This window comes from Pedobacter sp. T50_32, assembly GCF_057652195.1.
On the sequence record NZ_JBYFBY010000004.1, the window covers coordinates 308,961 to 333,989 of the forward strand.

General features: G+C 37.8%; 23 protein-coding genes. 16 read left to right on the plus strand and 7 right to left on the minus strand.

Going from position 1 to position 25,029, the window contains the following annotated elements:
* Positions 1–59 precede the first annotated feature (59 nt).
* The 4 genes from AC23ME_RS14930 to AC23ME_RS14945 are packed head-to-tail and all read left to right on the plus strand — an operon-like array spanning position 60 to position 5,716.
* A complete protein-coding gene (locus AC23ME_RS14930; protein ID WP_487728575.1) occupies positions 60–2,993 on the plus strand; it encodes an Ig-like domain-containing protein in 2,934 nt (977 codons plus the stop codon).
* Between the two features lie 31 nt (positions 2,994–3,024).
* On the plus strand, positions 3,025–3,768 hold the full coding sequence (locus tag AC23ME_RS14935) for a hypothetical protein (protein ID WP_487728576.1): 744 nt from the start codon (positions 3,025–3,027) through the stop codon (positions 3,766–3,768).
* A 24-nt stretch (positions 3,769–3,792) separates the two neighbouring features.
* Entirely contained in the window at positions 3,793–4,731 is a 939-nt protein-coding gene (locus AC23ME_RS14940; protein ID WP_487728577.1) for a T9SS type B sorting domain-containing protein, read from the plus strand.
* Position 4,732: 1 nt separating this feature from the next.
* Complete coding sequence (locus AC23ME_RS14945) at positions 4,733–5,716, plus strand: PorP/SprF family type IX secretion system membrane protein (protein ID WP_487728578.1); 984 nt, start codon at positions 4,733–4,735, stop codon at positions 5,714–5,716.
* 68 nt (positions 5,717–5,784) lie between these two features.
* Here AC23ME_RS14945 and AC23ME_RS14950 read toward each other — a convergent pair whose 3' ends face one another.
* Entirely contained in the window at positions 5,785–7,173 is a 1,389-nt protein-coding gene (locus AC23ME_RS14950) for an MBL fold metallo-hydrolase (RefSeq protein WP_487728579.1), read from the minus strand.
* 334 nt (positions 7,174–7,507) lie between these two features.
* On the opposite strand from AC23ME_RS14950, the gene AC23ME_RS14955 reads away from it, so the two are divergent.
* The 9 genes from AC23ME_RS14955 (at position 7,508) to AC23ME_RS14995 (ending at position 14,968) form a co-directional block, all read left to right on the plus strand.
* Entirely contained in the window at positions 7,508–7,984 is a 477-nt protein-coding gene (locus AC23ME_RS14955) for a YMGG-like glycine zipper-containing protein (RefSeq protein ID WP_487728580.1), read from the plus strand.
* Positions 7,985–8,127: 143 nt separating this feature from the next.
* Entirely contained in the window at positions 8,128–8,505 is a 378-nt protein-coding gene (locus AC23ME_RS14960; protein ID WP_487728581.1) for a hypothetical protein, read from the plus strand.
* Positions 8,496–9,344, plus strand: coding sequence for a hypothetical protein (locus tag AC23ME_RS14965; protein ID WP_487728582.1), 849 nt, complete (start codon positions 8,496–8,498; stop codon positions 9,342–9,344). Before AC23ME_RS14960 ends, AC23ME_RS14965 begins: the two co-directional genes overlap by 10 nt.
* On the plus strand, positions 9,337–10,263 hold the full coding sequence (gene miaA, locus AC23ME_RS14970; RefSeq protein WP_487728583.1) for a tRNA (adenosine(37)-N6)-dimethylallyltransferase MiaA: 927 nt from the start codon (positions 9,337–9,339) through the stop codon (positions 10,261–10,263). Before AC23ME_RS14965 ends, miaA begins: the two co-directional genes overlap by 8 nt.
* A 20-nt stretch (positions 10,264–10,283) precedes the next feature.
* A complete protein-coding gene (locus AC23ME_RS14975) occupies positions 10,284–11,408 on the plus strand; it encodes a DNA adenine methylase (RefSeq protein WP_487728584.1) in 1,125 nt (374 codons plus the stop codon).
* 4 nt (positions 11,409–11,412) lie between these two features.
* Positions 11,413–12,030 carry a hypothetical protein gene (locus AC23ME_RS14980; protein ID WP_487728585.1) on the plus strand — a complete coding sequence of 206 codons (618 nt, stop codon included), beginning with the start codon at positions 11,413–11,415 and terminating at the stop codon, positions 12,028–12,030.
* Between the two features lie 312 nt (positions 12,031–12,342).
* Positions 12,343–12,873, plus strand: coding sequence for a hypothetical protein (locus tag AC23ME_RS14985; RefSeq protein ID WP_487728586.1), 531 nt, complete (start codon positions 12,343–12,345; stop codon positions 12,871–12,873).
* Between the two features lie 163 nt (positions 12,874–13,036).
* Entirely contained in the window at positions 13,037–13,582 is a 546-nt protein-coding gene (locus AC23ME_RS14990; protein WP_487728587.1) for a DUF3347 domain-containing protein, read from the plus strand.
* Between the two features lie 117 nt (positions 13,583–13,699).
* A complete protein-coding gene (locus AC23ME_RS14995; protein ID WP_487728588.1) occupies positions 13,700–14,968 on the plus strand; it encodes a citrate synthase in 1,269 nt (422 codons plus the stop codon).
* A gap of 407 nt (positions 14,969–15,375) precedes the next feature.
* Here AC23ME_RS14995 and AC23ME_RS15000 read toward each other — a convergent pair whose 3' ends face one another.
* The 5 genes from AC23ME_RS15000 to AC23ME_RS15020 form a co-directional block, all read right to left on the minus strand.
* Positions 15,376–16,458 carry a DUF3667 domain-containing protein gene (locus AC23ME_RS15000; RefSeq protein ID WP_487728589.1) on the minus strand — a complete coding sequence of 361 codons (1,083 nt, stop codon included), beginning with the start codon at positions 16,456–16,458 and terminating at the stop codon, positions 15,376–15,378.
* Positions 16,459–16,472: 14 nt separating this feature from the next.
* The gene (locus AC23ME_RS15005; RefSeq protein ID WP_487728590.1) at positions 16,473–17,858 is read right to left on the minus strand and encodes a nucleoside permease; all 1,386 of its coding nucleotides are present in this window, start codon (positions 17,856–17,858) and stop codon (positions 16,473–16,475) included.
* Between the two features lie 185 nt (positions 17,859–18,043).
* A complete protein-coding gene (locus AC23ME_RS15010; RefSeq protein ID WP_487728591.1) occupies positions 18,044–18,664 on the minus strand; it encodes a bifunctional nuclease family protein in 621 nt (206 codons plus the stop codon).
* Positions 18,665–18,716: 52 nt separating this feature from the next.
* A complete protein-coding gene (locus AC23ME_RS15015; protein WP_487728592.1) occupies positions 18,717–19,685 on the minus strand; it encodes an electron transfer flavoprotein subunit alpha/FixB family protein in 969 nt (322 codons plus the stop codon).
* Between the two features lie 82 nt (positions 19,686–19,767).
* On the minus strand, positions 19,768–20,505 hold the full coding sequence (locus AC23ME_RS15020; protein ID WP_487728593.1) for an electron transfer flavoprotein subunit beta/FixA family protein: 738 nt from the start codon (positions 20,503–20,505) through the stop codon (positions 19,768–19,770).
* A 269-nt stretch (positions 20,506–20,774) separates the two neighbouring features.
* Between AC23ME_RS15020 and AC23ME_RS15025 the strand changes: the two genes are divergently transcribed.
* The 3 genes from AC23ME_RS15025 (at position 20,775) to AC23ME_RS15035 (ending at position 23,211) form a co-directional block, all read left to right on the plus strand.
* Positions 20,775–21,110 (plus strand): tetratricopeptide repeat protein, encoded by a 336-nt coding sequence (locus tag AC23ME_RS15025; RefSeq protein ID WP_487728594.1) that lies wholly within the window; start codon positions 20,775–20,777, stop codon positions 21,108–21,110.
* A gap of 136 nt (positions 21,111–21,246) precedes the next feature.
* Complete coding sequence (gene chrA, locus AC23ME_RS15030) at positions 21,247–22,446, plus strand: chromate efflux transporter (RefSeq protein ID WP_487728631.1); 1,200 nt, start codon at positions 21,247–21,249, stop codon at positions 22,444–22,446.
* Between the two features lie 18 nt (positions 22,447–22,464).
* Positions 22,465–23,211, plus strand: coding sequence for an LOG family protein (locus AC23ME_RS15035; RefSeq protein ID WP_487728595.1), 747 nt, complete (start codon positions 22,465–22,467; stop codon positions 23,209–23,211).
* A 130-nt stretch (positions 23,212–23,341) separates the two neighbouring features.
* Here the strand turns inward: AC23ME_RS15035 and dnaB are convergent, their stop codons facing one another.
* Positions 23,342–24,901 (minus strand): replicative DNA helicase, encoded by a 1,560-nt coding sequence (gene dnaB / locus AC23ME_RS15040; RefSeq protein ID WP_487728596.1) that lies wholly within the window; start codon positions 24,899–24,901, stop codon positions 23,342–23,344.
* Positions 24,902–25,029 lie beyond the last annotated feature (128 nt).

A 25,029-nucleotide genomic window follows, 5' to 3' on the forward strand; every position in this document is an offset into this window, starting at 1 on the left:
ATACTATCAAAATTTCTCTACAAAAATGTTTTGCATACTTAGGCAAGTACCTGGGGTTGATGCTTGTTTTTGTTTGTTTTTCTTTCCATTTAAACGCTCAAGTTTGTGGTACTTCTGGTATAGATGGTCCTAGTACGAACACAAATCCAATCAATACCTATTTTCCTGTTGCCGGCAATAGAAGTTTGCTTGCTGGACAAAAATCAATTTTATTAGAAGCTGTTCCGCCTACAGATGCTCATAGCAACAATTATGGGAATATCGGAATACGTCCAGGAGATTTGATATTGATTATCCAGATGCAAGATGCGCTTATCAATTATGATAACGATAATAGATATGGAAGTGGTTTAACAAATGCTGGAACCGATAATCTGGGGGGAACAGGTTATACCAATATTGGTTTTTCAGGGAAATTTGAATATGTAATTGCACTTAATGCAGTTCCCATTACTGGAGGTACGTTAAATTTTAGAGGTGGCGATGCAGGTGGTGGCGTAGTTAATGAATATGTTAATGCAGCTCCAACCAATACGAGAGGACAACGAAGATTTCAGATTGTACGTGTACCCCAATATTCAAACCTCACGCTAACTTCAGACGTAACAACTGTACCTTACAATGGTAAAGCTGGTGGTGTTATCGCCTTTGATGTGGCGGGTGACATGAATTTCAATGGTTTTAGGATAGATGCTTCTGAGAAAGGATTTAGAGGCGGATTTGGCCCAGTTGCAGGTTCTGCAAATAACATTAACAGTGTTTATGTGACTGGTTCTGGAAGTACTACTTCTGTAGGTAAAGGGGAAGGTATAGCAGGTACGCCACGGTATATGTTCGATGGCTACAAGGATTTTGACAATATAGACGAAGGGCTTCCCGGAGGTTCTTATGGAAAAGGTGCGCCAGCTAACGGTGGTGGCGGTGGTAACGACCATAATGCTGGCGGCGGCGGCGGTGGTAACGGTGGACATGGTGGCGTTGGCGGTTTGGGTTGGGAAGGTCACGGAGCGCCTAACACTTATCCCAATGGAGGTAGACCAGGTAGCTTGGTGCCTACAGATATCACTAGATTGATTATGGGTGGCGGCGGCGGCGGTGGTGATGCGAATAATGCTACTACCGGTGTAAAAGGTGGTGTTGGTGGTGGTATTATCTTGGTTAACGTAGAGAAAATCACGGGTGCTGGAACGATAATATCTAACGGAGGTGAGGGGCAGCCTGGAGTTTATGGAAGTGCCCCCGATGGAGCTGGTGGCGGTGGTGCCGGAGGTACTATTTTCGTAAGAGCTTTGGCGAATAGTGCTGGCGCTACTTTAACCATTCAGGCGCATGGAGGCAAAGGTGGAAATACGTTAAATGATCACGAGAACGAACACGGTCCCGGCGGAGGTGGCGGAGGTGGTGTAGTTTACCACAATGTGCCTGGCGCAGTAGTTAATGCTACAGTTACAAGAGGTAATGCCGGTAGAGCAGATAACGGAAATGGTACGCGTCATGGTGCTGGACATGGAACTATTGGACAGGTAGTTTCTTTTACTAGCGCAAGTTTACCTCCACATCTGCAAGGTGGCGGACAAATCTGCTATCCGGAACTTACCACAGTATTAACCGAGCAAAATCCGGGCATTCCGGGGAGCAGAAATCCAGGAACTACAGCAATTTACACCTTAACCTTAACCAATAGCCTAACAGGCGGAAATGCTGGTGGGGTACAAACAGAGTTAAAATTACCTGCCGGATTTACCGTAACATCTATTACCGCAAATTTAATAAACGGTACTACTGGAGCTACTAATCCGATATATAATTTAACTACAGGAGTTTACTATATCGGTTCTACTAATTTAGCCGATGCGTACAACATTCCGCCGGGTGGCCAGGTAACCTTTACAATCAACGTAGCTATTGCAAATAATGTGGCTGAAGGAATGCACCACGCTAGTGCCCAAAGTACTTATTTAGACCCTACACGTACATCTCTTAATCCAGACAGGAGAGTTACCGCGAGAGATAATGCGTTTGGCGGTAATACGTCTTACGAAACTGGTAATGCTGGCAATGTAAAAGGTATCAACTATAATGGTGATTTAGCTACATTAACAGGAGAAGATGTACATATTAATGCTAAACCGCTTCCAGATGATCTTAACATCGATGTGTTGGAGTGTTTTGATAGAGCCCAAGGTACACTAAAAGCAACAGATCCAGATGCAGCGCACACGCCTGCTACATTGGTTTATACCCTCGAAGGTACTTACGACACCAACAAAGGCACTTTTACACTAGATGCGAATGGGGATTTTCTTTTTGTTCCGAAGATTAGATTTTTTGGAACCGTAACTATTCAATTCAGAGTTACTGATCCGCTTGGCGCATATAATATTGGAGAGTTAACTATTAATCAGCCACAACCTTTACTGGCTATAGCGGAAACAATTACCCATATATCAGCTTACGGTGCAAATGACGGATCTATTTCTGTAGTTTCTAGTGGTGGAGTGGGAGTTCGTACTTATAGATGGTTGTATCCAGACGGTTCTGTTGTAACCACACAAAATATCAGTAATCTCGTTCCGGGATCATATGAGCTTACCATCAAAGATGAAAACAATTGCGAACATACCGAAGTCTTCATCGTTAGAGAACCACCTTTGGTAACCTTGTTGCCGTCGCCTTCTGTGTGTGTTGGAGAAATAACAGTAACTCTGCCTTATAGCAATCCTAGAGTAAATCCAAATTCTTACAGCATCATTTGGAATAGTGCCGCATTGGCTGCTGGTTTAGTTAACGTTACAGATGCTGCTTTGCCAACAATAGTCGCTCCAGCTAGTACTGCAAACATCAACATAGTTGTGCCAGCAAATATTACAGTAAATACTTATAACGGAATATTGAGAGTGAAAAATGCTGCTGGAGATAGTAGTGGAGATATCCCTTTCAGCATTAGCATTACGCCTTATCCTTTAAAAGCACATATACAATTAGTTCAATAAGAAATAAACAAATATTAAAACCCTCAAAAAGATGAAAAAAACAATTACCCGCACTGCATTGGCTACTTTAGTTTTGCTATTAAGCCTAACTTTTTCTAGTTATGCACAATATCATGATGTCTACATTTGCGGTAGCACTTCGGTAAAGCTACGTCCTCAAGAAAGTATTATTAATGCTACTGATAAGGTGCATTGGTATTTAGAAGGGGTAGAAGTTGCAGGAAGTCCGTTTACCTATTCTACATCAGGCTCGGCAGATCTAACTATACCGGCTAGCTTGGCTGTTGGTTTGCACAAATATACTACCGCAATCGAATCGGTAGGAGGCTGTATTGGCGATCTGTCTGACCCGTATGAGGTTTATAAACTTCCAACGAAAACTTTAGCCTTAACAAAGTCTGTAGGTACCTATTGCGGCGCTAACAGTGCTGTTAACGGAACTTCTGGATCTGTAATCACAGCAACTACTACGCCTGCAGCATCACTTCCTGCTGGAGTTGAATATGCCTATGCGTGGTCGGTAACTGAGGGTGGAAACCCAGCTACGCCAGGTTCTGCAGATAACAGCAGTACAGCAACAAGTTTGTATACCATGAACACAACAACTGTAGGTACTTACATATTTAACGCATCGGTAAAGTATGTTTTAGCGGCTGGTAACACAGGTACTTTGGTGTCGGCAGATACGCAGGGATGTAACGTGGATGCAACGGCTACGCAAACTGTTATCGTTACTCCTAAACCAGGTAAACCAACTATTTCTTTGGCTAACTAAGAATAGCAGGGGTTTAGCTAACTCATGGTTTTCCGTAGGTTTACATACGTGGCTGTGCTGTTTTTGCAGGTTCTGTTTGTAAAAGCGCAAGCACCTGTAGCTGGCGAAGTAAGAATAAGGTATGGTGGTGTTGCCACCTTAAGGATAGATAATCCTGCCAGTACTTATTCTTACCGTTGGTTCAGGGATGGGAGACCTATACCCAATGCAACCACATTTATGTATGCCGCTAGAGAGCCAGGAGACTATCGCGTTCAAGTTACAAACGGTGAATGTTTGTCTGATATGTCTGATGTCTTTAGGGTGATTTTGGAGGTTTCAGATTTAGAAGTGAACAAAACGTCTGAAAGTAGATTTGTTGGGCCTAATGAACCATTTTTGTATACCATAACCGTAAAGAATAAAGGGAATACAGACAATCCAAATGTGACGGTGGTGGATCGTTTACCTCCCAACTTGACCTTCGTAAATGTAGAACGCGTAAACCTGGGAAGAGCTAATCATGAAGGTGGTACTGTAATATGGACTATGCCACTATTGGCCGATCAGCAATCGGCTGAGTTAAGAATGAGAGTAATGGCTAAAGTGGCTGGGACGGTAATAAATAGAGCAGACGTAAATGGTGGCGATCTTACCTTGATCGATCCAGACATGAGCAACAATACCTCTACTGATACGAAAAAGATCATCGGCAACATTAGAACGCCAAACGTAATTACGCCAAATGGCGATGGTAAGAATGACGTGTTTAAAATTGATGGGATCGAACTCTACAGAGAAAACACGCTATCCATATTTAACAGATGGGGTAATGAAGTATTTAGAAGTGCTGGTGGGTACAAAAACAACTGGAACGGCGACGGGTTAAGCGAGGGAACCTATTACTATGTACTCAAGTTAGTATCTAAAGAAGGTGTGGATAGTAGTGTAACCGGTTGGATCACTTTATTAAGAGATAAATAGGATGGAAAGAAGAAGGTGGTATCTTATCTTTTTATTAACGCTCATCAGTTTTGGAGGCTTTGCCCAACAAGACGCACAGTATAGTCAATATATTTTTAATGCGGTTTACATCAATCCTGCATATGCGGGTTATCGGGAGCGGGTAAACCTCAATTTAACTTATAGAAATCAGTGGACAGGCATTAACGGATCGCCAAAAAGTTTTTCTTTTGCAGCTGATGCGTTAATGCCTAATGAAAGGGTTGGACTTTCATTAATTGTAGGTTCCGATCAGCTCGGAGCACAAAAAAATCTTTCTGCTTATGCAAATTATGCCTATCGTTTCCCTGTAAATGAAGACGAAACCTCTAAGCTGGCTTTTGGTTTGGGGGCAGGCATTATGCAATCTGGCATAGACGGCACCATGTTAGATGCCAGCGATGCAAATGATGAGTATGTTCCAATTGGGATGGAAAAAACAATCATTCCCGATATTCGTGCGGGCGTGTTTTTTTCTACACAAAAGATGTACATAGGCGCATCGGTAAATAACCTAATTGGTAAATACATTCTCGACAAGGCTAAGCTAAATTTTAACTTTCCTACACCAGAGCCACATTACTATCTAACTGGTGGCGTGTTAATCCCTTTGGTTGAATATGAAATAGACTTTAAGCCTTTCTTTTTAATTAAGGATGATATTTCTGGGCCAACTGTTTTAGATTTGAATGCGTTTTTTCTGTTTAAGCAAAAAGTATGGATAGGTGCGGGCTACAGAACAGGCATTAAACTCTATAACAAGCCGGCTTTAGTTGGTAATGTTAATAATAGGAACGGACTTATTGGCATGGCCGAGTTTTTCGTTAGTGATAAGTTACGTCTAGGCTATTCTTACGATCATGCTACTGGCGGTTTGGCTGGTTACGGCGGTTCTACACACGAAATATCCATCAGCTGGAATTTTATGAATGAACGAGAACGTCGGGTGAATTTCTGTTATTTTTAAACCTAAATCCCCAGAAAAGTACGTTTATAGGCACTTCGTAAAAAAAATCTCATCAAAGGGCAAGGGAATTATAATTCGTAGCTCACGCCTCGTTCAGCTATTTCTGCTTTATATGTCTCGGCTTCCAAAGCATCTTTCAACGCATTTAGGCTATTAGTTTCTCCGTGAACAAGGAAAATTTTCTTTAAGGTAGTTTTATCCTGATGTCTTACATAGTCCATCAAATCTTCATGATCGCCGTGACCACTCAGTAAATCCGTTTTTAAGATTTTTGCATAAACCATTAAATCTCGATTTCTCAAACGGATAATCGGATCGCCGCGTAAAAGCCTATCACCTAAAGTACCTTTTGCACAATAGCCAATAAACAATATCGTAGCGTAGTAATTTTGAATGTTGTAGTAAATATGATCTTGAATTCTTCCTCCTTCCAACATTCCAGCAGAAGAAATAATGATACACGGTTCTAAGTAATTGCTTACCGCTAAACTTTCTTTCTGGCTTTGCAGGTAAGTGAGATTGTCGAACTCAAATTCATCGCCTTTGGTTTCATAGAAACTTTTGGCTTCCTCATTTACATATTGATGATGTCTTCGATAAATATCAGTAGCATGGTTAGCCAGGGGGCTATCAACGAATATTTCTACAGGAGGTAATAAGCCTTTGCTGAAAATTTGGTTCAGCTTAAAAATTAACGACTGTGTTCTGCCAATACTGAATGCAGGAATAATCAGCCTTCCAGAATTCTTGATGCAAGTTTCTTCAATTACTTTAATTAGCGTTTCATCTAAGGAAGCATCTTTGCTATGCAAACGACCACCATAAGTAGCTTCACAAACCAAATAATCAACTGCTGGTAGGCTTTGCGGATTAACTAGCACTGGATAGTTTTTTCGCCCAATATCGCCAGTAAATGCAATTTTCTTTTCTACGCCATTATCGTTAATTTTTAGCACAGCTGCTGCGGCACCCAATAAATGACCAACCGGAACAAAGGTAAGCTCAATAGCTCCTGTAATTTTGAAAGGCTTGTCAAAACCAATGGTAACAAACCTTTCAGTAGTTTCCATTACATGTTTTTGCAGATATAACGGCTGCGGGCCGCTGTAATGTTTTCTTCTACCTTTAGGGCGTTTGTTCTGTTTACTCAGAAAAATATTTACCGAGTCGTAAAGCAATATCTCTGTAAGATCAGCTGTGGGACCAGTACAAAGGATCTGACCGCTATATCCCATCCTTATTAACGTAGGTAAATTACCAGAGTGATCGATATGGGCATGCGTCAATATCACCAAATCTATCTCAGCCGGATTAAAAGGAAATGCTAAATTGTCTTCTTGGTAAGTTCCTTTCTCATAATCTATCCCGCAATCTATAAGTATATTGTAGTTGTCAGTCTGCAAAAGGTGCATGCTTCCTGTAACTTGTTGGGCTGCACCCCATATCGTTAGTTTCATTTATTCTTATCAAAAATAAGTGCACAATATATGTTTTTGTATCCAATACCCGACAATACAAACCATTTTTTTGGTCAATTATAAATGCCGTTTAAAAATTTTATCCACAACAATAAAAACCTAATAAAAGTCGGTTTTTTTCAAGAAAAGTATGTTTTTGCTTTCTTATTGTGAAAAAAAGAAGATAAGTAGATTGATATTTTCACATCTTTTGATAATTCGTTTGGCACAGTTTTTTCAATTATCCCGTCGTTGAGATATTAAAAACTTGGCAACATCTTTTAGAAAACTATTTAAAGAAATTGGTGTTGCTACATAATTAAAACTAAAAGCAATGAAAAAGATATTAATGATAGCTGCAATTGGTGCAACAGTTTTGGCATCTTGCGGTAAAAGCGAAAAGCAAGTAGCTTTAGAAAAACAACAAGCATTAGCTGCCTATAGAGATAGTATCAAGTTAGATAGTTTTAGACGTGCAGAAGTAGAAGCCGAAAAACGTAGGGTAGAAGAAAGACACCAAGCAGAATTGGCTGCTGCAAGACGTAGTGCAACAAGAAGCTATAGTTCTGGTGGTGGTACCGTTACTACCTCATCTGCCGGTGTTACAAGTACTCAGGCTCAGAAAAAAGGTTGGAGCGATGCTGCAAAAGGTACTGTAATTGGTGCCGGAGTAGGCGCAATAGGTGGCGCTTTAATTGATAAAAAGAAAGGAAGAGGTGCTGTTATTGGTGGTTTAGCTGGTGCTGGTGCTGGTTATGCTATTGGTAGAGCAGAAGATAGAAAAAGTGGTAGGGTACAACCAAAACAATAATAAACTCCATCATATATTCGTAAACGCCCAAGCTTAAGAGTTTGGGCGTTTTTCTTTGAAAAAATCGAACATTTTAAGTTTAAGGTTTGTTTCCATAACAAAAGCATTTACTTTGTAATAGCAATACATCTAAATATAAAAAGATGAAAACAGATTTAATTGAAATTTTTCAAACGGTTAGGGCAGCAATGCAACCTTACGAAACGTTGGGGTTTAATTCGCGGATAAACTCGGATACGGAATATGATCTTTGGAGTGATAAAAACGTAACCTTGTTAGGTAAACAAAGAAACGAGATCTACTTTGCGGGCTTAAAGATAATGAAGAGCAGTGTTACACTTCATTTTATGCTCATTTATACCAATCCAGAGGTGAAAGAACTCTTGCATCCAGACCTGTTGAAATTATTGAAAGGCAAGTCATGTTTTCATTTTAAAAAATTAGACGAAACTTTAATGGACCACATTGCCGTAGCCTTGGAAGTGGGTTATAAGGCATATAAACAAAACGAATGGGTATAAATCCGTTATTTCAGGAAGATTTCTTTTTAACTATTCAGGATAAATATCATGCGGTAGAGACCATTAGCGCAAATCCATTTTATATTGTTGCTTTGCAGCAAAAGGTCTATGTACATTTGGTGCCTTTAAACAGTAATTTTACTCCTCAACAATTGCTCTCTTTACAGATAGCTTATCAGCAGCAGGGTATTTTTTTAGTTCATTTATGGGAAGATGTTTGGGCCACGAGAAGAAATCAAATAATGAGCAGGCTACATTCATTCTGCGGCTTAAATCAGTCCTTGCACGGTAGGAAAACTAAAGTAACCTCCTTAGATTTAAGCGAAACTCGGACTTTTTTAGATGTTAACCACTTGCAAGGTTATATTAAAACCAAACACAATTACGGACTTTTTTTAGGTGATGAATTGGTGGCTGCGGCATGTTTTGCAGCACCTAGACAAATGAAAAGTAAAGGTGCAAATTACAAATCTGCAGAGTTGGTGAGGTTCGCCACAAAAAGTGGTTTCACCATAGTTGGTGGCTTAGGTAAGTTGATCAAAGCTTTTTCGGAAGAAGTTACAGTTAACGACTTAATGACTTACGCAGATAGAGATTGGTCTTTAGGGAAGGGTTACGATAAGCTTGGTTTTACTGCGATAGGACAAACTAAGCCCTTGTTCTTCTATGTAGACGAAAAATCTATGCAGCGACAACAGGCGCACCGTTTGCCAAAAAAAATATCATCGGCTTTTGCCGAACAAAATGTATTAAATTTGGACGATTTTATGAACCAGCAGGGCTTTGTAAAAACGTTTAATACAGGAAACCTCAAATATCTACTCTACACAAATGTCTGAAAACAATTTGCTCATTGTACTTGGCGCAACAGCAGTTGGAAAAACTCAGCTGGCAGTACAATTGGCAAAATCTTTCGACGGTGAGGTAATCAGCGCAGATAGCCGACAAATATTTAAAGGGATGGATATCGGCACTGGTAAAGACCTCTCTGAATATTCAATTGATGGCATCAAAATTCCATATCACCTAATTGATGTTAGAAATGCTGGCGAACATTATAACGTAAATGCTTTCAAGGACGATTTTTATCAGGCTTTCGAAGACATAAGCAACAGAGCCAAGTTGCCGATCTTGTGCGGTGGTACGGGCATGTATATTCATAGCCTGTTGCAAAACCACGACCTAACTTCCATCCCAGTCGATGCGGGTTTAAGGGAACGATTGTTGGTTTTGGATAAGGCTCAACTTCAACAGAAACTGGATACTTATTCTCAAGAGCTACGTAAAAATGCAGATTATAGCTCTTCAAAACGTTTAGTTAGGGCTATTGAAATTGCTGAATTCTTAAGTAAAAACGATTATCGACCTGAAAAAAAATCTGTTATAAATCCATTTGTAGTTGGTTTGTATAATGAAGTAGAAACCCGACGGAATAAAATTCTCAACAGGCTAGATACTCGTCTATCTAACGGGTTAATAGAAGAAGTGGAAGTATTACTCGCCAAAGGTGTAAGCAAAGAGATGTTGATTTTTTATGGCTTGGAGTATAAGTTTATTGTCGCTTATCTAGAAAATGAAATTGATTTTGAAACGCTGAAAGATCGCTTGGGCATCGCAATTTGTCAATTTGCAAAACGTCAAATGACTTTTTTTAGAAAGATGGAAAAGGATGGCGTTAAAATTCATTGGTTGTTAGCGGGTGACGACAGGCAGGCGTTGAAAGAAGAGGCGATAGATTTGGTAAGGAAGAATTTCTAAAATAATTGCATCTTCGTTCTATGGATCAAAAAATAAAGCCAATCATTAAATGGACGGGAGGGAAGTATCGAGAGTTCGCTTTATTTAAAGATCATATCCCTGTTTTTGAACGTTATATTGAACCTTTTTTTGGTGGTGGAGGTGTTTTTTTCGCCCTGCAACCAAAAACACCTGTGATCATCAACGATAAAAGCACCGACCTTATTCGGTTTTATCAGCAGGTTAAACAACCTCAATTCAAAACATGTCTTTATCAGTACGCCAGTGCTTGGGAAGAAATTACAACGCTTGCTAAGCAGCTGTGGGAAACAACAGGTTCCTTATTTGTTGAGTTGGTAAATCAAGAGGCAGATATGCAATCATTACATGAAGCGGTCGAATTCGAGTTACCCAAACTAGTCAATACACAAGATGTTTTAAAAAAAGAAACTTTCGTTGTAGAGCCGAATAAATTCATCACATATTTAAAAGATAGCCTATTAGATAAGGCAACACGCATCCAGCGCATCTGTAAAAAAGAAAATAGAATATTTAATGATGCTGAGTTAAAAGACCATTTTGAAACTGGAATTAAAAGCGGTATGTATCTGTTTTTTAGGATGTTGATGAATAAAAATGCAAATCAGCAACTATTTTCGGATGCGCAAAGCGCTGCAAACTGGTATTTTGTAAGGGAATTTTGCTATGCATCTATGTTTAGGTTTAATGCAAAAGGTGAATTTAATATTCCATACGGAGGTATTGCTTATAACAAGAAAAATTTTAGACAAAAAGTCGATCTCATATTTGCAGCACCTACTCAACAACTTTTCAGCAAAGCCGAAATTTTTAATTTAGATTTTGAGGTGCTACTGAACAATCATAAGTTGAAGCCTACGGATTTTATCTTTTTAGATCCTCCGTACGATAGCGAATTTTCTGAATATGACCAAAATGCTTTTACGCAATCAGATCAAACTAGGTTAGCTAATTTCCTAATAAATTGCCCTGCAAAATGGATGGTTGTAATTAAGGAAACTAAATTTATCCGAGAGATTTATACACATCCTCAAATAAAAATCGTAACTTTTGGAAAGAATTACACCTATAATGTACGTGGGCGTAATGATAGGAAAGTAACGCACCTTATCATTACCAACTACTAAACCTATGAATAAGTACTTGCAAATAGCACCCAACGTGTTCAATTGCAAGGTTTGTCCAACTCCTTGCGATGGCGTTAGCAAAATGAACTATCAATTTGCTGATGATGCAGCATTTTCTGAGCATTACGAACAACTTCTCATCCAGCATATCAATCAGTTTACACCATTTAAAGCTGTAAAAGCTGACGAAAAAGGATACCCTGATATTAAAGTACAAAACAAGGCTGGGGCACATTTCTATATTGAAGTAAAAGTGCAACGACGCACTTTCATGAGTGTTGAAAAAGCACTTCCACAAAGTGGTTTAAAGCCTTCAGAAACTGTTGCGTTAAACCTGAGCGATCTCAATCGCTATTTCGAGTTACAACAAGAAAAGAAAATCCATGTTTTTATCTTTTGGGTATTGCTCAATAGACCCTGTGTGTTAGGAGAAAAGGAAAGTCAGTTCTATTACAGACTAGCATCTGAACTTAAGCCCATTTGGCAGAGCGAAAAAGATAAGAGAAAATTTCGTAGAAAAAGTGGCGAAGGAGATGAAGTTGATGGAAAGCATTTGGGCGTTACCGTAAACTATCACTTCAGCCTAAACGAACTTAAAGTTTGGAATAACGAACTTGCGTAGGCAAAGTGTTTGTTATTTAGTACACCTTTAGGTTGTAGATTATATCATCTTTTTTACAAAGTTTAATATTTTTAAGATGTTGTATTTCAGTTATTTGAATTTGTTTTTTGATGTTTTTTTAGTGCGGAGTGGCACGCTGTTTGAATGTTTTTTGACGACTAATGATGTGAAAATATTAGTCGAAAAAATTAAAATAAAATTAAAAACATAATGACGCTACCACTTGTTGATAGCTCATTACATTAACAGAAACATAATGAAACCATCCTCTAGTGATAGCTTCATTACAAATGAAAACAAATAGAAAACACAATGAAAAAGTATACAAAATTTATGGCAAGCGCAGTAGCTGCATTAGCCATCTTCGTAACTACAAACGCTAACGCTCAAACTGCTTCTGAACCAACTAATCCTTCTAGACAAAAACTAGGTATCGGATTAAGCGTAGGCGTGCCCACAGAAGATGGTTTTAGTTTCGCAATTGGTGGTGATTTACGTTACCAAGTTGACTTAGACAGACAATTATCTATTCCAATTACTGCTGGATACACTAATTTAAAAATTAAAGATGAATGGGGTGGAGGAAGCGTTGGTTATATTCCAGCAAAGGCAGGTTTAAAATATTTCTTTAGCCCATCTGGAGCTGGCGCATATGCCTTAGCAGAAGCTGGTGCTGCATTTGGTACCAAAGAAGGTTCTAAAACTTCGTTTGTGTACTCGCCTGCGGTTGGTTACGCTTGGGATAACGGTTTAGACTTAGGTGTAAAATATGAAGGCTTAAGCAGAGACGGTATGAGCAACGGTTATGTAGGTTTACGTTTAGCTTATGGTTTTAAACTATAATTGTTGCGTTAACAAATTATAATCACAATATAATATTATTAAGCCTCGGTAAATTTATCGGGGCTTTTTTGTGTTTTTAGAATAATAAATGCTATTTTGAGCACAAAACAGAACATACCTATAGCTGATTGTTTCCAAATAGCAATCTAAAATAAAAACACGTATGCAAGGGAAAAAATACATTGGTTTGGTAACCATAGCTTTATCGGCATTAATGGCTTGTAATAGCAATCAACAATCTACCGAAACCAAAGATACTACTACTTTAGCCGTAGCAGATACAACGGTTGTAAACACACTTAACTTTAGCGACGAGAAATTGCAGCAGATCTATACTGCTTACATTAAATTAAAGGACGAGTTGGTTAGCACTAAATATGAAACAGCAAAACCAGCTGCTAGCAACTTATCTACAGCTTTAAAAGGTTTTGAAGGATGTGAAAATGCAGCTAAAATTGCTGGCAAAATTGCCGATGCTAAAGATATTAAAGCACAGCGTGCAGCATTTACAGATTTAAATGTGGAACTAATTCCGATATTTAAACATGCGGCATTAACTTCTGGTACAATTTACGTACAGCACTGTCCAATGGCAAATAACGGCGATGGTGGTGATTGGCTTTCATCAGAAAAGAAAATTCAGAATCCGTATTACGGAGATGAAATGATGGAATGTGGCAGAATTGCAGAAGAAATTAAAGCAAAATAACCCAAAAAATTAAAACGAAATTAGAAAATCCAAAAAATTGTAACAAGTCTATAATTGTTTGGGCTTAAATTTTTATAAACGAAAATAACTACTTATAATTATATAAATTTTAGATATATGTCAACTACTGCAGAAATTAAGATAGATGGACAGACCTACGAATTCCCAGTAATTACTGGGACAGAAGGCGAGAAGGCTATCGATATTTCAAAATTGAGAGATCTTACGGGTCACATTACTTTAGATTTTGGATATAAGAATACAGGTGCTACTAAAAGTGCCATCACGTTTTTAGATGGAGAAGAAGGTATTTTAAAATATCGTGGCTATCCAATCGAAGAACTAGCTGAAAAAGCATCATTTTTAGAAGTTGCTTATTTATTGATCTACGGAGAATTACCTTCGAAAGAAACCGTAGAGAAATTCCAAAAGGATATCAGTATGCATACCTTGATCCATGAGGATATGAAGAAGTTTTTTGATGGTTATCCGTCAAAATCTCATCCAATGGCTCAATTATCTTCTTTAGTTTGCTCACTTTCTACCTTCTATCCAGAAAGTTTACAGCCTAATCAATCAGAAGAACAAAAGAACGAAACCATCATTAAAATGTTGGCCAAAATGACAACCATTGTGGCTTTCATTTATAAGAAATCTTTAGGACACCCACTCATCTATCCTAAAAACAAATACGATTATATCACTAACTACCTTTGGATGACTTTCGGTCAACGTACCGAAGATTTCGAACCGAACCCAGTGGTAGTAAGTGCAATGAACAAGCTATTAATTCTTCATGCAGATCACGAGCAAAACTGTTCTACTTCTACGGTGAGAATTGTAGGTTCATCAGATTGTAACCTTTACGCATCTATTTCTGCAGGTATTTCTGCGCTTTGGGGCCCGTTACACGGTGGTGCTAACCAAGCGGTTATCGAAATGTTAGAAAGAATTAAAGAAGATGGTGGCGATACCGACAAATGGATTGCGAAAGCTAAGGATAAAAACGATCCTTTCCGTATGATGGGCTTTGGTCACCGCGTTTATAAAAACTTCGATCCAAGAGCTAAAATCATCAAAAAAGCTTGCGATGATATCTTAGAAAGCTTAGGTATTAACGATCCAGTTTTAGAAATTGCAAAGAAGTTAGAGCAAGCAGCTTTAACAGATCAATATTTCATCGATCGTAAATTATATCCAAACGTAGATTTTTACTCGGGTATCATTTACAGAGCCTTAGGTTTCCCTTCAGAAATGTTTACCGTTCTTTTCGCATTAGGTCGTCTACCAGGATGGATCGCTCAGTGGAAAGAAATGAGGGAAAATAAAGAGCCTATCGGCCGTCCACGTCAAGTTTACGTTGGCGATGTAGATAAGCACATGTAACCAAGTACTCTCTTTACAACCAAATATGTTAATGCTAAGCCGGTGGATTGCCGGCTTTTTTGCGTTTAAAGGTTTTATATAACCGATGCTGAAATAGCTGCCTCGTCATGCTGTCCCGTACGTACGGGTTCAGCATCAGTTTGCATAGATTAATTATAAGAAAAGTAATAGCACATTTTCATCGGAAACATCAGTCCCGCTTTCCGTTCCAATCTTTTTGTAGTCACTGCCATTAATAATTGTCATGCTGAGTTTATAGAAGCATCTATTAACACACAATCCTTCGGCAAGCTCAGGATGACACGACAAAAAGTATTTTCACTTCAATCGCGTTTAATTAACAAAAGCCTGTTCTAATAGCTCAATCTTGCTGGCAATGTTGCAAATTAAGATTGACAAAGTTTTAATTATCCGCCAATAAAACTAATTGCGATAATTATCAAGAAGCAGATAGTTAATAATATACTATAACAGAAGTTTAAGAAAAAGAACTTCAACACTGTAACCCATCTTGAACTTCCGTAGAAGGTTCTTAACGATCTATAAATATACCAAATCACATAAATGCAGGCTAAAAAGTTAACCCAATTGCTCACGTCGAAAACAAAATGTGTCAGCCAATTAATCAGCGTAGCTAAAATAATAACTAAGAAAATAGCCGAATGCGTGTGGAAAGAATAGATGAGGTGCTCGTAGTAAAAGCGCTTCTTCCTTATATAAACCAATTTCAAAATCAGTGCAAAAAGCGGTAATAAAACAAACATCATTTTAGGAATAAACTTAAAAATATCCTGTTCTAATTTCTCTCTTGGGTTTTCATAATTGTTAAACTCTATTGATTTTTTACTGAAGTAGTTTTGAATAAAATTGTCGCGTTCTTCTTTTGGCAAAGCTAACTGGGCTTTCTCATATTCCTCTACAGAACTTTGTGCAGCTGCAAGTCCTTTAAAAATACCTTTGCCACCAATGCTATTATCTATTTGTACAAAAGAAGTAGAGCCTTTTTCTTTAATATCTTTCTCTGCAACCTTAATAATGCTATCTTTTTGCGATTTAGGAATTGGAATGTACCTAATAATCTGCTTAACCTCTTCAATCTCAGAAATAGTAGCGGTATCTATTTTTTCAGTATCTACAGGTTTTTTCGTGCCAACTACTTCATTCTTCTTGTGTTTTTTATCGCCACCAAGTAAAATGATAAAAGCCACAATACTTACAAAAATATAAAGCTTAATGGGATGTAAGAAAGAAGCTCGTTTTCCAGCAACATACTCTACGGTTAGTTTGCCTGGCTTAAAAAGCAGAGGTTTAATCGTACCAAAAAACTTATGCTCAAAGTGAAAATAATCTGCAATAGCATGGGTAATCATATGCCATGCATCTTCTTTTAGCTCTATATTTTCTTGTCCGCAATGCGGGCAATAAGTTTCTTCTACATGGTGACCGCAGTTTAAACAATCTTTCTCTTTTCTAAGCTTAACGGATGACATCGGGTTGGAATAAATTAGTGACTGATTTTATTGATAGCTTCTTCTTCCGCTCGTGTGTGTTTGTGTTTAAACATTAGCGCAAAAAGTACGGTAATTATTAAAGCGTAAATCGCAAAACTTAGCCAGATGTTGTGCCAATCTTTTACGTCTAATGCACGACTTAAACTTCCATCGGCTAAAACACTAATGCCTTTATCACCCAAAAATTTATGTAAGTGCTCATTATTAATATCAGAACTTACTAAGTCGGCGGTAGACTTAATATTTGTATAAAATTTAGTAAAATATTTGTCAATCATCCATCCAGATAATAAACTTCCTAAGATAGCACCAAAACCGTTGGTCATCATCATAAACAAACCTTGCGCAGATGAACGTATTTTAGCTGTAGTTGATGTTTCTACAAACAAAGATCCCGAAATATTAAAGAAATCGAATGCCATACCATACACTATGCATGACAAGATAATCATCCATAGGCCACCAGCGGGATCGCCGTAAGCAAATAATCCAAAGCGAAATACCCAAGCTAGCATAGAAATCACAATTACCTTCTTAATACCGAAGCGTTTTAAAAAGAACGGTATAGCCAAAATAAATAAGGTTTCTGAGACTTGCGATATAGAAATGATTAACGTAGAGTATTTTACAACCAGCGAGTTAGCGTAAATAGGGAATAACTTGAATTCGTCTAAAAAAACGTCGCCATATGCATTGGTTAACTGTAATGCGCCACCCAAAAACATAGAGAAAATAAAGAATAAAGCCATTTTATAATTTGCAAATAACTTAAATGACTCTAAGCCTAAGCTTTCTACAAAAGTTGCTTTTTCCGATACAGATTTTGAAGGTAAACATTTCGGTAGTGTAAAGGAATAAAGTCCCAAAAGAATAGCGCCCACGCCAGCGATATAAAATTGGTTAGCACTTGCTTTGCTACCTGTTAAATTGGTTACCCACATGGCTACTATAAAACCAACCGTTCCCCATACTCGTATAGGAGGAAAACTTTTAACAACGTCAAACTCACTATTTTTTAAAGTAGTGTAACTTATAGAGTTGCTCAATGCAATGGTAGGCATGTAAAAACACATCGCCAATAAAATAATCCAAAAAAAAGTATGCGGACTGTCTACTTGTGGTAAATAAAACATTACCCCGGCATATAAAAGGTGTAGTATAGCGTAGAGTTTTTCGGCATTAATCCATTTATCGGCTAAAATACCAGTGAGTGTGGGCATAAATAGCGACGCTATTCCCATTGTAGAGAATATGATACCAAAATGTGCACCATCCCAACGTTTAGTGCCAAACCAATAGTTAGCGATGGTAATTAACCAAGCAGCCCATACAAAAAACTGCATGAAACTCATTATGGTTAAGCGTAGCTTAATATTCATAAGTATTTTATCTTTTGTTTAGTTTGTTTTGAAAGGTTTGAAGATAGGATTTTTTTGACAGATATTAAATTTTGGTACAAATACAAAATGTTAATTTATCTAAATCCTAAATAATCTTTTACTACTTCGAATGCAGAAAAAATAAAAGCTTCTGTTGTTCACTTAAAAACAAAAAATGCGGGCTATTAGCCTGCATTTCGTCTATTAATTTCATCTCTAATTCGAGCAGCTTTTTCATAAGCCTCTTCGGCTAAAGCTTTCTCCAGTTTTTCCTGTAATTCTTCTAAAGAAAAACTTTGAAAACCTGATGTGGTTTCCGGACTTTTGTGAACTTCTTCAGGAGTAGCGGTATTGCCAGTTAAGCTATCCATATTCTCTAGGAAAAGGAAATCATTACCTTCAATGACAATGCCTGCTGAGGATAGAATAAACTCGTAAGTATAAATTGTAGCATTAAATCTTACTGCAATGGCAATGGCGTCAGAGGTACGGGCATCAATTTCTACCTGTTCTCCATCTTTACTGCACATCAGCTTTGCAAAGAATACACCATCTACTAAATTGTAAATAAGTACTTCGGTAACTTCTACTTGATATGCTTGGGCAAATGATTTGAACAAATCGTGAGTAAGCGGTCGAGTAGGAGACATTTTTTCAATTTCGATGGCAATGGCCTGCGCTTCGAATGCTCCAATAATGATAGGTAACCTTCTTCTTCCGTTAACTTCGCCAAGAACTAGAGCGTAAGCGCCAGATTGTGTTTGGCTATATGATAATCCTACAATGTCGAGTTTTACTTTCTTCATACACAAAATTAACCCTTATCGTTTTGTGAGCGATAAGGGTTCTTGTACAAAGTTACGCTTTATGTGCCTTTAATGCACTAATTATTTTAGGAACCACTTCAAAAGCATCGCCAACAATACCATAATCAGCAACTTTAAAGAAAGGAGCTTCGGCATCTTTGTTAATTACCACAATTACTTTTGATGAACTAACACCTGCCAAATGTTGGATTGCACCAGAAATACCAATAGCAATGTATAAGTTAGGACTAATGGCAATACCAGTTTGGCCAACGTGCTCTGAATGTGGTCTCCAATCTGCATCAGAAACTGGTTTTGAACAAGCTGTAGCTGCACCTAATAAGTCTGCCAATTCTTCTACCATTCCCCAGTTTTCTGGACCTTTTAAGCCTCTACCTCCAGAAACTACAATTTCTGCATCTGGTAAAGAAACTTTATTGGTTGCACGAACGATGTCTTTTACAATTGCAGTTAAGTCGCTAGATTTTACTTCAGGGCTGAAAGCCTCAATAGCTACGCTAGCAGCATTTTCTTTAACACCAAAAGAGTTTGGATTTAAGGCGATAACCTTGTTTTCTGAGGTTAAAGTGGCAATAGCAAAAGCCTTACCTGAAAAAGCTGTTTTTTTGACTGAAAAACCACCTTCTGAAGTAGGTAAATCTACCGCACCATCTACTAAACCTGCTTTAAGTTTTACCGCTAAACGAGGTGCCAAACCTTTTCCAGAGAAAGAGTTAGAAAGCACTACGATATTTGCACCTTCTTTTTTTGCTGCTTCTGCAATAACAGAGGCATAAGCTTGATTTACAAAGTTTTTTAGCTGATCTGCCTCAACTTTTAAAACCTTACTTGCACCATATTTTCCAAGTTCATTTAGCTCGCTATCTGCAACATTGCCAATTGAAATGGCACTTAAACTAGTTCCTTGCTGATCGGCAATTGCTTTTGCATAAGATACTGCTTCAAAAACTGATTTTTTGAACTTGCCTTCAACTTGTTCTACATATACTAATACTGACATATTAATCTATTTGAAATCTCCAATGGGAGAATATTTGATGATAATCTAATTAACTAAAAGTCCCCTTTAGGGGATGTAGGGGTTATATTACTTTTGCTTCGCTATGCAATAAACCGATCAACTCTTCTGCACTCTCCGCAGGAACTAACTTAACCGAACCACGAGGAGCAGGAGTTTCAAATTTGCTGATTTTCCCCACTTCTTCTACTGCTACAGCTTCAACTACTTGCAATGGTTTAGTTCTTGCCGACATGATACCTCTCATATTAGGGATTTTCGCCTCTGCAGTACCTTCGGCACAACTCGCTACAAATTTTCCGCTTACACTTACAACTTCTTTACCACCCTCAATTTCACGCTCAATAGTTGCGGTAGAGCCATCGTAGTCTAATTTTTTAATGATAGAAATAGATGGGATATCCAACAATTCGCCAACCATTGCAGCAACTTGAGAACCGTTGTAATCAATAGATTCTCTTCCACATAAAATGATATCGACATCATTAGATTTAGCATACTCAGCAATTTGAGTAGCCACAAAATAAGCATCTCTCGGTGCTGCGTTAATTCTTACAGCATCGTCTGCACCAATGGCTAATGCTTTTCTAATTGTTGGCTCTGTAGCTGCCTCGCCAACATTAATAACGGTAACCGTCCCTTTTCCGCCTTCGCAAAGCTCAATAGCACGAGAAAGTGCAATCTCGTCGTAAGGATTAACAATATATTGTACGCCGGCAGTATTGAATTGGGTATTATCGGCTGTAAAAGTTATTTTTGTCGTCGTGTCTGGAACGTTACTGATACAAACTAATATTTTCATCTGTTTAAATTTTTGTTGTTCATCGATGATGAATCCGCCACGATTTAATCATTTGTTATTTTTGAAATCATGACAGTTTCACAATTGCTTTAATTTAAAATTGTTATGCTTGCATAATATTACAATGTTATACAATCTAAATCTATTTTCATAAAATAATTTAGAATTTATATAAACAAGTAAGTTTTTTATTGGAAAAGAACAATTAGCGACCACATTTGTGGTACTTATAAATTACACAAACTTAATTAAAAAAGCAGGGATTTAAAATGGAAAACCAGCGATTAACCAAATTGTTTGAATTTTTGGAAGCCGATCCAAACGACAGTTTCATACTATATGCTATTGCCACTGAATATAATGTACAAAACGATTTGGAGAAGGCACTTAAATATTACCTTCAGTTAACAGAAAAACATCCAGATTATGTGGGAACGTATTACCATTTGGGCAAGTTGTACGAAAAACTGGGACAAAAAGAAGAAGGGATTAAAGTATATCAGACAGGAATGAACGCCGCTAGACAAAAACGTGATATGCATGCTTTGTCTGAGCTTCAAGGTGCTTATAACAGTGCCGCAGGGTTAGATTATGAAGATGACTAATTTTTCAATGACCAATAATCAAGTCACAATTATCAGTAACCAAATCACAACGATCAGATAGGTAACAAATTATTGCAAAGCCTAATGAACTTGTGAACAAATGAGCTAATGAACATTTTCAATCGTAAATCTATTGATATCTAAACGACAAATCTTCTTTATCAGGAATGTGATTTACTTCACCTTCACTGCTTTTGGTGGGGCTCAGGCGCATTTGTCGTTATTGTTACGCTATTTTGTTACCAATATCAACTTTGTTAGCGAAGAAGAGTTGTTAGAATTGAATGCGTTAGCACAAGTTTTACCAGGACCAGCTTCTACACAAACTTTGGTAGGAATTGCATATAAAGTTGGCGGCTTAAAATTAGCCATCATCACCTTTTTAATTTGGATTTTGCCATCGGCTGCTATTATGACATTGGCTGCTATTTGGTATTCGGTTTTAGGGCAGAAAGACAAACTAGCTTCGGTTTTAGAATATGTGCATCCTATAGTTTTAGGAATTGTAGCCTACGGGGCTTTCAAACTTGGTAAAAGGGTGTTAACTGATCAGGTTTCTATTTTCTTAGCAGTTGGTGCCTTAGTGGGTACTTTGGTTTTGAAGGAGGCTTATGTTTTTCCTTTAGCTATATTAATTGGAGGGATGGTTTCTTCAGCAATTGGAACACCTACAGAAGAAACCGAATTAAGAGTTCGACTTTTCGCTAATATCAACCCCAAAAAACTAGGCTATTTTATTGGCGTATTGTTATTTATGGCTATGCTTGGCGCATTGATTAACAGAACATCGCCGTTTAGTTTGCCAATCAGATTATTTGAAAATTTTTATCGTAACGGTATCTTTATTTTCGGAGGCGGACAAGTTTTAGTGCCTATGATGCTGACGGAGTTTGTGCAGGTAAAGCAATACTTAAGCCAGTCTGATTTTATGTCGGGATATGCTTTTCAACAGGTTTTGCCTGGTCCTACATTTTCATTTACCAGCTATATTGGTGCTTTAGGTATGAAATATGGTGGCTACGGTATTTTGGGGCAAGCGATAGGTGGTTTTTTAGCTGTTTTAGGAATCAACTTGCCAGGCTTGATTTTGGTGCTTTTTATTGTGCCTTTTTGGAATGATTTGAAAAAGATAAGCCGAATTAAGTATTCACTTTCGGGGATAAATGCGGTAAGTGTTGGTTTTATTATTGCCGCCTTTTTTATGTTAATAGCTCCGGTTGGCTTAAATTGGGTTTTCTTGGCTATCGTTTTAGCTACCTTTTTAATATTGAATTTTACAAAAATCAGCCCTGCTTTAGTAATTGTTGCAGGAGTGGTTTTAGGTTATATAGTTTAGTGCAAATTAATTTTTGAGATGAATAAGTTTGTTAGAGAAGAAGTAAGTTTTTTTAAAGGTGCAAGAACCCGTTGGCAAGAATTAAAATATGTTTTGGGGGTAATCTATCAGTTTTATAAGGGATTTAGAAAATTGCATTTTGTAGGTCCTTGTGTTACCGTTTTTGGCTCTGCTAGGTTTAAGGAAGATCATCCATATTATGAGATGGCGAGAAAAGTTTCTGCTGAAATTTCTAAGTTGGGTTTTGCAATTATGACTGGTGGTGGACCTGGCATTATGGAAGCGGGAAATAGGGGAGCTAAAGATGCTGGAGGCTTATCGGTAGGATGTAACATTGTTTTACCGCACGAGCAACATGAAAATCCTTATTTAGATACCTTTGTTAATATCGAATATTTCTTTGTAAGAAAAGAGTTGCTAAGAAAGTACTCGTACGCATTTGTGGTTTTACCTGGCGGATTTGGAACGTTGGACGAATTTTTTGAAACGCTAACGTTAATTCAGACGGGTAAAGTAGAAAAGTTTCCGATTGTGATAATGGGTAAGGAGTTTCATCAGCATGTTTACGAACACGTACAATTGATGATGGAACAAAAAACAATTAGTCCAGAAGATATGGATTTATTGCTCTTTACTGATGATGTCGATGAAGTGGTTGCGCACATCAGAAAATACAAAGACGATGCGGCAATATTTAAAACGCAATCTCCTAAAAAAGCTTGGTGGATTTTTGGAGAGGAAAAGCCTGAGGCAAAAGCGAGTTAGTTTTTGAAATATTGTAATATTGAAAAATCGTCATTGCAAGGCACGAAGAAATCCTACAAATATAGTTGATTTATCACTTTAAGATTGCTTCGTGCCTCGCAATGACGAAAATTTAGCTGAAAAATATCTCTTAAAACGGTGGATCATCATCCATCATATCATTCATACTTGAAGGCCTGATGATGATATTTCCAGGATTACCAAAGTTTTCTGACGGCATCATTGCACTATCGCTACCTGCTGAGAAGCTAGAAGGAGGCATAAAACTATCTTCCAAATCACCAAACTTCACATATTTACCGATAAATCTTAGTGGTACAATTCCCGTTTCACCGTGACGGTTTTTACCAATAATTACCTCACCAACACCAGCATTTGAACGACCACTTTCATCTTCCATAATGCCGTAATATTCTGGACGGTACAAGAAAAGCACCATATCGGCATCTTGCTCAATAGATCCAGATTCACGTAGATCGGATAACATTGGCCTTTTACCGTTTTGTCCTGGTCTACTTTCTACCGCACGACTTAACTGCGAAAGTGCTAAAACTGGAACTTCTAATTCCTTCGCTACAGATTTTAAAGCTCTTGAGATACTACCAATTTCTTGCTCACGGTTACCCCCGCCTTCACCTTTACCATGCATTAACTGCAAGTAATCGATGATGATCATTTGAATATCGTACTGCGATTTTAGCCTACGACATTTCGCTCTGAACTCGAAAATATTTAATGCAGGCGTATCATCAATTAGTAAAGTTGCTTCTGACAGTCTACCGATTTTACTGTGCAATTGTTGCCATTCCCATTCCGCAAGGTTACCTTTTCTAATTTTCTCTTGCTCAATTTCAGCTTCACCAGAAATCAAACGATTTACCAACTGAACAGAAGACATCTCCAGTGAGAAAACTACGGTTGGTTTGTTGAAATCTACAGCTGCGTTACGGGCTGCAGTAAGTACAAAGGCTGTTTTACCCATCGCTGGACGAGCAGCAATAATCACTAAATCGGATTTTTGCCATCCGCCAGTAATACGATCTAAATCTGTAAATCCAGAAGGTACACCAGTTAAACCATCAGTTTTAGTTCTTAATTCTTCTAATGATGCCAAAGATTGTTTGATGATATCGTCCATTTTCTGCGTATCTCTACGTAAGTTGTTTTGGGCAATATCAAACAAGTTTTTTTCGGCCATATCTAAAAGGTCGAAGATATCTGTAGTGTCTTCGTAAGCATTTTTAATAATATCCGTAGAAATTCTAATTAACTCACGCTGAATATATTTTTGTGAAATGATACGAGCATGGTACTCAATGTTGGCGGCAGATGTTACTCTGTTAGTTAAATAAGTAACGAAATAAGCGCCACCAATCATCTCTAAATTACCCGTAGTACGTAACTCTGAAGTAACGGTTAAAATATCTACAGGTTTAGATTTTTGGAATAATGCTTGGATAGCCTCGAAAATTCGTTTGTGTCTTTCGTCGTAGAAAAGTTCGGGCTTAAGTACGTCGATAACTGCAGATAGGGCATCTTTTTCTAGCATCAAAGCACCTAATACAGCTTCCTCTAAATCAGTAGCTTGTGGCTGTATTTTGTCTACTGTACTAATGGTGTTGGCTAGTCTATTCTTTCTTGCTGATACTGAAAATTTGCCCTGTCCCTTTTGTTCGTTATCCATACTCATGAAACAAAAGTAAACAAAAAGGGAGGTTTTTGTTTGCACAAGTTATTAGGCGTTTGTCAACAAGTTGATTTCTAAAATGATGGATTTTTTGATATATTATAGGGAAGTTTTAGTTCTGCACAATTGGA